Annotated in this window: 9 protein-coding genes and 2 tRNA genes; 3 read left to right on the top strand and 8 right to left on the bottom strand. The window is 64.2% G+C overall.

Annotated features, from left to right (window positions below; translation table 11 throughout):
* Positions 1-51: 51 nt before the first annotated feature.
* Positions 52-127: transfer RNA gene (locus tag J7355_RS03935), tRNA-Thr, on the bottom strand.
* Between the two features lie 219 nt (positions 128-346).
* Positions 347-2,131 carry an amidase family protein gene (locus J7355_RS03930; RefSeq protein WP_209060088.1) on the bottom strand — a complete coding sequence of 595 codons (1,785 nt, stop codon included), beginning with the start codon at positions 2,129-2,131 and terminating at the stop codon, positions 347-349.
* Between the two features lie 220 nt (positions 2,132-2,351).
* On the opposite strand from J7355_RS03930, the gene J7355_RS03925 reads away from it, so the two are divergent.
* From J7355_RS03925 to J7355_RS03915, 3 genes are all read left to right on the top strand, one after another.
* Positions 2,352-2,441 (top strand) — tRNA-Ser (locus tag J7355_RS03925).
* Between the two features lie 84 nt (positions 2,442-2,525).
* Complete coding sequence (locus J7355_RS03920) at positions 2,526-3,545, top strand: class I fructose-bisphosphate aldolase (RefSeq protein WP_209060086.1); 1,020 nt, start codon at positions 2,526-2,528, stop codon at positions 3,543-3,545.
* A gap of 95 nt (positions 3,546-3,640) precedes the next feature.
* A complete protein-coding gene (locus J7355_RS03915; RefSeq protein ID WP_209060085.1) occupies positions 3,641-5,467 on the top strand; it encodes a patatin-like phospholipase family protein in 1,827 nt (608 codons plus the stop codon).
* 30 nt (positions 5,468-5,497) lie between these two features.
* On the opposite strand, the gene dapE is transcribed toward J7355_RS03915, so the two are convergent.
* The 6 genes from dapE to map form a co-directional block, all read right to left on the bottom strand.
* Positions 5,498-6,634 carry a succinyl-diaminopimelate desuccinylase gene (dapE, locus tag J7355_RS03910; protein WP_209060177.1) on the bottom strand — a complete coding sequence of 379 codons (1,137 nt, stop codon included), beginning with the start codon at positions 6,632-6,634 and terminating at the stop codon, positions 5,498-5,500.
* A 1-nt stretch (position 6,635) separates the two neighbouring features.
* Positions 6,636-6,986: a Spx/MgsR family RNA polymerase-binding regulatory protein gene (locus J7355_RS03905; protein WP_209060083.1), complete on the bottom strand. Its 351-nt coding sequence runs from the start codon at positions 6,984-6,986 to the stop codon at positions 6,636-6,638.
* 11 nt (positions 6,987-6,997) lie between these two features.
* A complete protein-coding gene (gene dapD / locus J7355_RS03900; RefSeq protein ID WP_209060081.1) occupies positions 6,998-7,819 on the bottom strand; it encodes a 2,3,4,5-tetrahydropyridine-2,6-dicarboxylate N-succinyltransferase in 822 nt (273 codons plus the stop codon).
* 178 nt (positions 7,820-7,997) lie between these two features.
* Positions 7,998-9,203 (bottom strand): succinyldiaminopimelate transaminase, encoded by a 1,206-nt coding sequence (dapC, locus tag J7355_RS03895; protein WP_209060079.1) that lies wholly within the window; start codon positions 9,201-9,203, stop codon positions 7,998-8,000.
* The gene (gene glnD / locus J7355_RS03890; RefSeq protein WP_209060077.1) at positions 9,200-11,872 is read right to left on the bottom strand and encodes a [protein-PII] uridylyltransferase; all 2,673 of its coding nucleotides are present in this window, start codon (positions 11,870-11,872) and stop codon (positions 9,200-9,202) included. The genes dapC and glnD overlap by 4 nt, the downstream gene beginning before the upstream one ends.
* Positions 11,873-12,637 (bottom strand): type I methionyl aminopeptidase, encoded by a 765-nt coding sequence (gene map, locus J7355_RS03885; RefSeq protein ID WP_209060076.1) that lies wholly within the window; start codon positions 12,635-12,637, stop codon positions 11,873-11,875.
* Between the last annotated feature and the right edge of the window lie 11 nt (positions 12,638-12,648).

Genomic DNA, 12,648 nt, shown 5'->3' with positions numbered 1-12,648 from the left:
CGAGCGGTGCAGCGACAGATAATGCGGACGAGAATGCAGGCTGTGGGGGGATGGTGCCGGGGAGAGGAATCGAACCTCCGACCTACTAATTACGAATCAGTTGCTCTACCGACTGAGCTACCCCGGCCCGTCGGCAAGGCGCGGATTATATGAGCATCTACAGAAGAGGACAAGGAGCAGCGACCGAAAGGGCGACCCTCAGCAGGGACAAATTGTGTCGTTGGAGGGTCCGCATTGCCAAGCTGAGGTTGCCGATCCGGCTGTTCTAGCTATCGCAGGCTGCAGATCGACATCGTGAAAGCGGCCGGCAACTCGGGCCGGCCGCTTTTATCTCGGGCGATGCCGGTCAATCGTCGTTCGCGGCCAGCTCGGGCGTGAACGTCGGCGCCGCACGCGGATGGAACGTCTCCTGGTAGCTATAGGCGAGACGGATGAGCGTGGGCTCATCGAATTCGCGCGCGAGCATTTCCATGCCGACCGGCAGAGCCGGCTCGGCGTCCGTGTCGTCGTCGCCCTCCGGCACAACCATTCCCGCGGGCATCGACAGGGCCGGGAAGCCGGAGAAGGGGCTCAGGCGGTTGTTGCTGCCGGTGCTCGGTGAACTGCCAAGATCCGGGGCGAGGCTGAGCACCGAGGGATAGAGTAAAACGTCGTAGGGCGCACCCAGCGCATTCGCACTCATGTCGTCGCCGTCGCGATTGTCAAGGATGCGCATCAGACCGTTGCGCACGATGTCAGGGCGTTCTTCGATATTGCGTTCGTACTGGGTGCGATAGCCGACGGCCTCCTCGCTCATGTCGTCGGTGTTCTCGATGGCCATGCCGATCGCGCCGTAGAAAGCGAACGTGCCGGTGTTGCGTTCCTCGTATTCAGCGCTCGCGGCCACCGCGTCGAAGCTGCGCAGGTGGCCGTCCAGGTTCGATGGCCAGCTCATCAGGTACGCGGTGAGGTCGCGACGGAACTCGAAGCGGGAATTGCTCGCGAAGTCCGTCAGATCGTCGATCGATACATTGCGCTCGGCCAGATCCGCTTCGGTGAGAATATCCACCGTCGCGCCCGCGGATCGCATGTCGTCGATCGCCTGCATGAGCTGGGCCTGAACCTGTGCGTTCTCGCCGGTGCCGTCGCCGAACAGCGGCATGATCGCGGCGATGCGTGCGCCGTCGAGGCCGTTGCCGTCGAGATAATCGGTATAGGTGGCCGGCACGTTTGTGATCGCGGCATAGGATTCGGCGTTTGCTATTGGCGCCGCGTCGTAGGCAAACGCTTCGCGCTGATTCGCGTACGGCCCGTCGTCAAAGCCGACCATGGCGTCCAGCATGAGCGCGCAGTCTTCGACGGTGCGGCACATCGGGCCGCCCGTGTCCTGGGAGGCGGCCAGCGGCACGATGCCGTCCTGGCTGACCAGGCGCAGGCTCGGACGGATGCCGACAAGCCCTTCGAGGCTCGAAGGCACACGAATCGAGCCGCCGGTGTCGCTGCCCGTGCCCGTCATCGCAAAGCTAGCAGCGATGGCCGCACCCGTACCTGACGAGGAACCGCCCGGGCCCTTGGTGGGGTCGTAGGCGTTCTTTACCTGGCCTTCGACCGAGCTGCTGCCCCGAAAGCCGAACGCGAACTCATCCAGGTTCGCCTTGCCCAGAATAATGCCGCCGGCCTGTACGATACCGGCCACGGAGAAGGCATCGTCGGTCGGGCGGTTGTACTGCAACGCCGTGCCGCCGGCGGTGGTGGTGACTTCGGCCGTGTCGAAGTTGTCCTTGAGCAGTACCGGAACACAGTGCAGAGGGCCGCTCGGGCCACTGACGGCGTAGTTCATGTCGAGGGTGCGGGCACGGTCGAGTGCACGCGGATTGACGTTGATGACGCTTTTCAATGCAGGTCCGGTGTCGTCATACGCCTCGATGCGCTCGATATAGCCCTGAACCAGCGCTTCGCAGGTGAGCGTGCCGGCCTGCATGGCCGCCTGTGCCTGGGCGATCGTACCCTCTACGAACGCAAACATCGCGGGTTCGCTCGGCGTGGACGGCGCACCGTTGTCCGTTACGACGTCGTCGCCATCCGAGTCGCTGTCGCAACCGGCGAGTAGTGCCGCGAGCAGCACAAGTGGCAGAAATAGCCTCGATTTCATGATGTCCCCAATTTGAGAATAGAAACCCGGCCCGGCCAGGGGTGGGTGTGGAAGGGCGAACAGCGCCGGCCTGCGCCAGGGCAGTGCACGTCGTGCCGGCACTGCACGCCCGGTCACGAGAAAGCAAAAGCGGTGCCAATGCATGCGGCATGCAGAAACCGGGCAGGGCTTGCGCGGCAAGGCCCGGGTCTTCGACAATGCGCTCGCTCGAACGCACTGCGGAGAGGTGGCAGAGCGGTTGAATGCACCGGTCTTGAAAACCGGCAGGGGTTCACGCCCCTCGTGGGTTCGAATCCCACCCTCTCCGCCACTATTCGGCGTCGCACGAACGTGGTTCTCCATCGCTCGCCATTACGGTAAAATCCCGCGAAATTGGCCCATGAAGGACTCGCGCATGCACGAACAAGCACTCATCGATACCGCCAAGGCACTCGTCAGCGACGGCAAGGGCATCCTTGCTGCGGACGAATCGACGGGGACCATCAAGAAGCGTCTCGACAGCATCGACGTCGAGTCGACCGAGCAGACCCGCCAGGCTTATCGCAACCTGCTGTTCACGACCCAAGGCGCGGAAGATTTCATCAGCGGCGTGATTCTTTTCGAGGAGACGCTGTTTCAGAAGGCCGATGACGGTACGCCCTTCTCGAAGCTGCTCGCCGACAAGGGCGTGATTCCCGGAATCAAGGTCGACAAGGGCGCGAAGCCGTTGGCCGGCAGCTCGGAAGAGAAGGTCACCGAAGGGCTCGACGGGCTGCGCGAGCGTCTCGCCGACTACGCACAGGCGGGCGCACGCTTTGCCAAGTGGCGCGGCGTGATCGACATCACCGACGAGCGCCCGACCGACTACTGCGTCCACGTCAACGCCCATGCGCTCGCGCGTTATGCCGCGCTGTGCCAGGAGGCCGGCATCGTGCCGATCGTCGAGCCGGAAGTCTTGATGGACGGCGCGAACTCGATCGAGCGCTGTGAAGAGGTCACGGACCGCGTGCTCGATGCCGTGTTCACCGAACTGAAGAAGCAGAATGTCATGCTCGAAGGCATGCTCCTCAAGCCGAACATGGTGATCTCGGGCAAGCAGTGCCCGCAGCAGGCCGGCGTCGAGCAGGTTGCAGAAGCCACGCTGCGTTGTCTCAATCGCCGCGTGCCGTCGGCCGTGCCGGGCATCGTGTTCCTGTCCGGCGGCCAGAGCGACGAACTGGCCACCGCACATCTCGACGCGATGAACCGCATGGGCCCGCAGCCGTGGAAACTGTCGTTCTCCTACGGGCGCGCCTTGCAGGCCCCGGCGCTGGATGCGTGGCGCGGCAAGCCTGAGAATGTCGAGGCCGCCCAGCAGGCGTACCTCAAGCGGGCCCGCAACAACGGTGCGGCCGCACGCGGTGAGTACAGCGCCGACATGGAGAAAGCGGCCTGAACGACACCGCAACGTTCATCGCTCAGGAAAAAGCCCGGTTCGCCCGGGCTTTTTCATGTGCGGGCATTATGTCGAGCGCGCCGTAGAATGGTGTCATGGATATAGTCGCTGCCCTGAAGTCGAGCACACTCTTTCGCGAGCTCGACCGACGCGCGCTGCGTGCGATCGCGGCGAACGCCGAGTGGATCGAGCGGGGCGGTGGTCAGTATCTCTTTCGGGTTGGCGAGGAGAGCGACGCGCTTTATCTGGTGGCATCCGGACGCATACGCGTGGTGCGCCCCGAGGCGGATCGAACGCCGCTGTTGATCGGCGAGATCGGTGCCGGCGACACGGTCGGTGAAATCACCATCATCACCGCCGAACCCCATTCCTCTGATGCCTATGCGCTGCGCGACACCGCGTTGATCCGCATATCGCGCGAGGTGTTCGAAACACTCGTCGTGCGCCATCCGACCGCCATGCTTCGGGTGACGCGAATGATCGTCGACCGTCTGCGTGCGGCGCGCCCGGCACCGCATCGCGAAAGCGTGCGCAGTGCGCGCACATACGCCGTTGTACCGGCGCATCCGGGCATCGACGTGAGGGCGTTCGCGCAGAGCCTGTCCCGCGAATTCGGTGTCGCGGGCGCCACGCTGCGGCTGGACGCGCAACGCGTCGAGCAGGCGATGGGGGCGGACGCGGCGGCGGTCGATTTCGGCATCGGTGAACGCAACCGGGCACTGGCGGGCTGGCTCACGCAGCTCGAGGATCGCTACCGCTATATCGTCTATGAGGCCAACCCCGAGCCGGATGCCTGGACACGTCGCTGCCTGCGCCAGGCGGACCGGATACTGCTGATCGCGCAAGGCGATCAGCGCCCGTTCGCGTCACGCAATCTCGCCTGGATCCGGGAACAGGGGCTGCGCGCCCCGCAGGAGATGGTCGTACTCGCCCCCGAAAGCGGCGGCTATTCCGCACGTGCCTGGCGTGATTGCGCAGGTGCGGTAGCGCATCACCGGGTCGATATGGGGCTGCCCCAGCCACAAATGGCCCGGTTGGCCCGCATGGCATCGGGCCGCGCCGTATGTCTGGTGCTGGGCGGCGGTGGCGCGCGCGGCTTCGCGCATATCGGCCTGATCCGCGCGATGCAGGAAAAAGGCATTCCCATCGACGCTGTCGGCGGCACGAGCATGGGCGCCATGGTGGCTGCGATGGTGGCAATGGGCCTCGACGCCCAGCAGATGCTGGCACGCATGCGCGAGACGTTCGTGACCGGCAAGTTTCTCAACGACTATTCGCTGTCCCGCATCTCGCTGATCAGCGCAGAGAAGTTCCGGCGGCAGCTTAAGGTGGTGTTCGGCGAACGGCATATCGAAGACCTCGCGCTGCCGTTCTATTGCCTGAGTACCAATCTCACCCGTGGCATTCCGGTGGTGCACGATCAAGGGGAACTGGCGACCTGGGTTGGTGCGAGCATGGCCGTGCCGGGCATCGCGCCGCCGATGGTGCATCGCGGCGAGCTGCTTGTCGACGGCGGGTTGCTCAATGCGATCCCGTTCGACGTGATGGCGGAAATGGGGCGCGGTCAGATCATCGTGTCCGATGTCAGTCGCGAGCCCAACCTGCGGGTCGAAATGGCCGACGACGCCGAAACCACGTCATTGCTGTCGCTCGGTTCGAGCGCGCGGCATCTGAACATGTTCAAGATTCTGTTTCATACCGCGACCCTCACCAGCGAACGCGAAAGCCGCGATATCGGTGCGCGTGCCGATCTGGTGCTTCAGATGCCGGTTGGCGATGTCAGCATGTTCGACTGGGATGAACTCGACGATATCGTCTATCGCGCGTATCACCATGCAGACCAAAAGCTCGACGAATGGCAGTCGAACCGTATCGACGCGTTCAAGGCACGCGTGGTGGCGAATCGGGTCAACCGGGGTTAGTCCATCGCCTGTGACGCGTGGCGTGCTTGATCAGCCAAGCAGTGCCGCCGCGATGTCTTCATAGATCGCCGACAGTCGGGCCACATCGCCCGCCTGGATCCGTTCGTCGGCCTGATGGATGGTGTCGTTGAGCGGGCCGAGCTCGATGACTTCAGCGCCGGTCGGCGCAATGAAACGGCCGTCCGAAGTGCCGCCGGCGGTCGAGAGCGTGGTGTCGATACCGGTACGCGCCTGAATGGCCTGCCGGGTGGCCTCGATCAGCGGGCCGCTGCGGGTGATGAAGGGGGCGCCCGACAGCCGCCACTCGATCTCGCCCGGTACGATGTCGAAGGCCTCGCAACGGCGCTCGACGTGGGCGCGGATCGTTTCTTCGCTCTGCGCGGGATTGAACCGCCAGTTGAAGCGCGCCTCGGCAACACCCGGGATCACGTTTTCGGCACCGGTTCCGGCCTCGATGTTGGAGACCTGAAACGAGGTCGGTGGGAAGAACTCGTCGCCGTCGTCCCAGTGATGAGCTGTGAGATCGGAGAGCAGGGCGACCAGGCGATGCAGCGCGTTGTCGGCCTTGTGCGGGTAGGCGACGTGGCCCTGGCGCCCCTGTACGCGCGCGTAGCCGTTGAGACTGCCGCGCCGGCCGTTCTTGACCGTATCGCCCAGTTGCGCACTGCTGGAGGGTTCGCCGACCAGGCAATAGTCGATCGCGATATTGCGTGCCGCGAGCCAGTCCATGACGGCGCGTGTGCCGTCGACCGCCGGGCCTTCTTCGTCGCTGGTCAGCAGGAACGCAAGCCGCCCGGCGTGATCCGGGTGCGCCGCGCGAAACCGCTCCGCCGCGCAGACCATGGCCGCCACGCTCGACTTCATGTCCGAGGCGCCGCGGCCATTGAGCCAGCCGTCATCGTCGACATGCGCGCTGAAGGGGGGATGCGTCCAGTCCCGTACAGGCCCCGGTGGCACGACATCCGTATGCCCGGCGAAACACAGCAACGGACCGCTTTCACCGGCCACCGCCCAGAGATTGTCGACCTCGCCGAAGCGCAGGTGCTCGACGGCAAACCCGGCCGCTTCGAGGCGGGCGCCGATCAACGCCTGGCAGCCGGCATCGGCTGGCGTGACCGATTCACGCGTAATGAGTGCCCGTGCCAATGCGAGCGCGTCGTCGCCCATGTCAGTCGGCGCCGGCAAGCGCGGCCTCGTAGCGATTGGCGGAGAAGCCGGCGAGCGTTTGTGTCGGCGTTTCGAGAATCGGACGCTTGATCAGCGTGGGATGCGCGACGAGTACCGGCACCGGCTCGCGTTCCGTGCGTGTGCGCTCCTGTTCGTCGAAATCACGCCATGTCTTGCTGCGCTTGTTGATCAGTGCCGCGTCACCGAGCGCATCCCGCCATTTTTCGAGGCGCTCGGGTGTCACGCCGTGCTCGCGCAGATCGACCCAGTCATGCGCGATGCCGGCAGTGCTCAGCCATTGGCGCGCCTTGCGGCAGCTGTCGCAGTTGGGGATGCCGTAGAGCGTGATCATGACGTGTCCGTTCAGGCGCTGCGCAGCAGCTCGTTGATGCCGACCTTGGACCGCGTGCTCTCGTCGACCTTCTTGACGATGATCGCGGCGGTAATGCTGTAGCGTCCGTTGTCGCGCGGCAGGCTGCCGGCGACGACGACCGAACCGGCCGGCACTTCGCCGTGCAGGATCTGATCGGTTTCGCGGTCGTAGATCGGGGTCGAGGCGCCAATGAACACGCCCATGGAGATCACCGAGCCGCGGCCCACGCGCACGCCTTCCACGATCTCGGAGCGCGCGCCGATGAAGCAGTTGTCTTCAACGATCGTCGGCGCCGCCTGCAGCGGCTCGAGTACGCCGCCCAGTCCGGCACCACCGGACAGATGCACGTTCTCGCCGACCTGGGCACAGGAGCCGACAGTGGCCCAGGTGTCGATCATGGTGCCGCTGCCGACATAGGCGCCGATATTCACATAGCTCGGCATGATCACGGCATTCGGCGCGATATGCGCACCGCGGCGGACCATGGCCGGCGGCACGATACGTGCGCCCTGGCGCTTGAAATCATCCGCGTCGAAATGGGCATACTTGGCCGGCACCTTGTCGAAATAGCGGGTATGCGCGCCGTCGATGGGCTCGTTGTCGCGCAGCCGGAACGACAGCAGCACGGCCTTCTTGAGCCATTCGTTGACGACCCAGCCATCGCTTGTCGGCTCGGCGACCCGTGCCTCGCCGGAATCGAGCAGGTCGAGCGCACTCTGAACCGCGTCACGCACGCTCTCGTCGGCGCTGTCCGGGGAAATGTCGGCGCGGTTTTCGAATGCGTCTTCGATGATCTGCTGCGTGTCAGCCATGACTGTGCTCCCTTGCGAACCGTGGTTCGCGCGTGAATCCGGATGTGTTTTCGGCCGCGGAGTTTAACCCAGGGCCTGTCGTTATTTCATGCCGCGCCGCGCGGCGACGAGGCGCCACTTCGGAAACAGCCGCCGACAACGCCCCGCGTTTGGGTGCCGAGGGGTGCGGCAATCGCGCCTATGCGGCGACCGTCGCGCAGACACGGGCGAGGCGTTGCACGGCTTCCACACAATCATGGGTCTGGGCAACCAGCGACAGACGCAGGCGATTTTCGCCCGGGTTGACGCCGCCCACCGCGCGGGCGAGATAACGTCCCGGCACCACCTTCAGATTTTCGTCGCGTAACGCCGCCACGGTCAGGGACTCGTCGCTGGCGTCGAATCGCGGCCAGAGATAGAACGAGCCCTGGGGGCGGGTGACTTCGCACAGCGACTCGATCAGCGGCATCACTGCATCGTACTTCTCGCGATAGCGCGCGCGATTTTCCCGCACATGATCCTCGTCGCGCCAGGCCGCGATGCTCGCTGCCTGCACATGATTGCCCAGCGTTGCGCCGTGATAGGTGCGATAGCGTAGAAACTCTTGCAGCACACGGCCGTCGCCGGCGACAAACCCCGAGCGCAAGCCCGGCAGGTTCGACCGCTTGGACAGGCTGTGAAAAACGATACAGCGCTCGAAGTCGGCGCGCCCCTGAGTGTGCGCGACATCCAGGAGACCCGGCGGCGGGGCGGATTCGTCGGCATAGATTTCGCTGTAGCACTCGTCGGATGCGATCACGAAGTCGTGCTTATCCGCGAGCGCGAGCGCGCGCTGCAGGTAATCGCGGTCGGCGACTGCGCCGGTGGGGTTGCCGGGCGAGCATAGATACAACAACTGGACGCGATCCCAGTCATGCGGCGCGAGGGCGTCCAGATCTGCCAGAAAACCGGTTTCCGGCTGGCAGGGCAGATACAGCGGCTCGGCGCCTGCGAGCAGTGCAGCGCCTTCGTAGATCTGGTAACCGGGATTGGGCATGGCCACGGCAGCCCCCGGCTTGTGCGAATCCACTACCGCCTGAGCGAACGAGAACAATGCTTCTCGTGTACCCGCCGCCGGCAGGATATGTCTTTTATCGTCAATCGCCTGGCGATCGATGTTGAAGCGAAGGGTGAGCCATTCGGCGATCGCGGCGCGCAGCGCTTCGCTGCCTTTCGTGGGCGGGTAGTGGGCAACGCCGCCAAGTTCGGCAGCCAGCGCTTCACAGGCCACTCGGGCTGGCGGATGCTGGGGTTCGCCGATCGCCAGGGAGATCGGATCGCGATCGGGGTTGGCGCGAATCTCGCGCAGCAGCGTCGCCAGCCGCTCGAAAGGATAAGGCTGGAGCGCGTCGAGTCGTGGATTCATGGGCCGTTCTTGTCGAGTTCCGTGGTCAACGCTTCACGTATGCGTGAGCGCATGTCGCGGTCGCGAATGGGTTCGTGCTCGCGGTCGGTGATGAAGAACACGTCCTCGGCCCGTTCGCCGATGGTCGCGATCTTTGCGGTCTCCAGCAGAATGCCGAATCGATAGAACATGTCACCGATAATGGACAGCAGGCCTGGCCGATCGGCGGTCACGACTTCCATGACCGTGCAGGCCCGCTCGGTGGCTTCGCTGAAATAGATCTGCGTGGGCACATTGAAGTAGCGACTGCGCCGCGAGGCCCGACGGGTGACGTCGATGCTCTCGACCGCGGGGTCTGCGATCGCCGCCCGTACCGTGTCTTCGATCTCGCGCCGGCGGAATGCATCCGTGATCGGCTGGCCGCCGCTTTCGCAGATCACGTAGGTGTCGAGCGTGTAGTCGTCGCTCGTGGTGTTGATACGGGCGTCGAGAATCGACAGGCCGAGCTGCGCGAGCACGCCGGTGGCCACGCCGAACAGATAGTTGCGGTCCCGGCTGTAGACGAACAGCGTGCTGCCCTGGTCCGTGATCTCTGCGAGCGTGACCAGCGGGCCGTCTCCGTCGTGGGTGACGATCGCGCGGGTCTGACGCGCGATCTCTTCCGGGCTGTGACGCAGGAAGTAGTCCGGCTCGAAACGCGCCCAGACCACCTTGAACAGCGGCGTGTTCACGCGCGTTCGCGTGAGCATGGCCGCCGCGGCACTGCGCGTCTCGGCAATCAGCTCGGCCTCGTTGAGCGGGTCGTCGAGGCCGCGCTCGAGCGCTCGACGCGTGCTGGTGTACAGGTCCACCAGCAGGCTTTCCTTCCACGAATTCCACAAATTCGGGTTGGTGGCGCGGATATCGCAGACCGTGAGCAAGAACAATCGATCCAGACGCTCGCGACTGCCGACTTCACGTGCGAACTCATTAACCACCTGTACGTCGTTGATATCACGGCGTTGCGCGGTCATCGACATCAGCAGGTGCTGGCGAACCAGCCAGCACACGAGGTCGGTGTCGTCCGACGAGATGCCGTGATCCCGGCAGAACTCCAGTGCGTCCTTCGCCCCGAGCTCTGAATGATCGCCACCACGGCCCTTGGCGATATCGTGCATCAATCCGGCGATATAGAGAATCTGCGGCTTGTTGAGCGACTGCATGAGCTCGCTCGCAAAGGGCAGTTCGTGCCGGAACCGAGGGAGCACCAGGCGTCGCAGATTGCGAATCACGAACAGCGTGTGTTCGTCGACCGTGAGCGTATGGAACAGGTCGTACTGCATGCGCCCGATGATCTTGCGGAAATTCGGTAGATAACGGCCGAGAATTCCGTACCGGTTCATGCGCCGCAGCGCTCGGGTGACGCCGCTGCGCTGGCGCAGAATCTCGGTAAAAAGTCGGCGGCAATGGATTGATGAACGGAAGTTCTTGTCGATCAGGTGTCGATCGCGACGCATGAGGCGCAGCGTATGCGCGCGAATGCCGGTCAGGCGTGGGCGCGTCTGCATGAGATAGAAGATCTCGAGCAGCGCGCTCGGTGTGTTCACGAACACATCGTCGCCCGTGACCTCGATGAAGCCGTGACGCGACTGAAAGCGCTCATTGATGGCGCGCGGTCGTTCGCTTTCCCCGTAGTGGAGAATGGCTTCCGAGAACAGTTGAAGCAGAATGTCGTTAAGAGCCGTCAATGCCTTGATATTGCGATAATATCGCTGCATGAACTGCTCAACCGCCAGGCTGTTCTGCTCGTCTTCGTAGCCGAGCATCTGGGCAACCTGGATCTGGTGATCGAACAGCAGCCGGTCTTCGGCGCGATCAGTCAGGGTATGCAGGGCAAAACGCACCCGCCATAGAAATGCCTGGCCGCGCTTGAGCTCGGTGAACTCGCGATCGCTGAGAAACCCGTAGTCGACGAGGCCGTCCAGCGTGTGGGCGGCGAACTGGCGCTTGGCGACCCAGGCGATGGTCTGGATATCGCGCAGTCCGCCCGGCGACTCCTTCGTGTTCGGCTCGAGCTTGTAGGCCGTCTCGTCATAACGGGCATGGCGTGCCTGCTGCTCATCGACCTTCGCCTTGAAGAATGCCGCGGACGACCAGATGTGCTCGACAGAGGTCGCGGCGCGCATGGCCGCAAACAGCGCCGCATCGCCGGCGAGCGCGCGCGACTCCATCAGATTGGTCATGATCGTGATGTCATCGCTGGCCAGTTGCGCGCACTCGGCCGGCGAACGCACGCTGTGACCGACTTCGAGCCCAATATCCCATAGATGGGTCAGAAAGCGCTCGAGCGCCGGGCCGACGGCATCGAGCGTGCCATCGCGGTAGAGAATCAGCAGGTCGATATCGGAATGCGGCAACAGTTCGCCGCGGCCGTAGCCGCCGACGGCCACCAGGCAGGCGTCGTTCGTGTCGACGAGCCCGTCCCAGGCATTGATCAGGATGGCGTCGACCAGCGCGCTGCGAGCGCCCACCAGGGCATCGACGTGGGCACCGTCGCGAAAGCTTTCCTCGATGCGCGCGCGCCCCTCGTTGAGCTTGTCGCGTGCCGCCTGTATCGATGACGGGTCGATACCGGCGACACTGTCGAGGAACGCGCGCCAGTCGCGTGGGCCGGTTCGGCTGCGCGGCCGGTCGGCAGGGCGACTAGCCACTCAGGAGGCCAGCTGGCTGGGCGTGAGGATCTCGGCGCCATCCTCGGTAACGAGAATGGTGTGTTCCCACTGCGCCGACAGCGAATGATCCTTGGTGACCACGGTCCAGCCATCCGGCAGCACCTTCACATGGCGCTTGCCCGCGTTGACCATCGGCTCGATCGTGAATGTCATTCCGGCTTCCAGACGCAGCCCGGTGCCGGCCTTGCCGTAGTGAAGAACCTGCGGCTCCTCATGAAAGCCCAGCCCGATACCATGGCCGCAATACTCGCGTACCACGGAGGCGCGACGCGACTCGACGAATGCCTGGATGGCGGCGCCGATATCACCCAGCGTTGCCCCGGGGCGCACGACGTCGATGCCCTTGTAGAGCGCGGCTTCCGCGATGTCCGACAGACGACGGGCCTTGATCGAGGGTTCACCCGCGAAATACATGCGAGAGCTGTCGCCGTGATAGCCGTCCTTGATGAGCGTGATGTCGATATTGACCGCGTCGCCTTTCTTGAGCGCCTTCTCTCCGGGGATGCCGTGGCAGACCACATGATTCACCGAGGTGCAGATCGACTTGGGAAAACCGTGGTAATTGAGCGGCGCCGGTGTCGTGCCGAGCTCGTCGACCATGAAGTCGTGGCAGCGGGTGTTGAGTTCGTCGGTGGTCACGCCGGGCGTTACATAGGGCGTGATCATGTCCAGGACCTGCGCGGCGAGCCGTCCGGCCTCGCGCATCTTGTCCTGTTCTTCGGGCGTCTTGATGGTCACGCTCATGCGTCGTTCGT

Source organism: Endozoicomonas sp. G2_2 (assembly GCF_017744135.1).
In the GTDB taxonomy this organism is placed as follows: domain Bacteria; phylum Pseudomonadota; class Gammaproteobacteria; order Nevskiales; family Salinisphaeraceae; genus Salinisphaera.
This window is presented reverse-complemented; position numbering and strand designations above follow the sequence as displayed.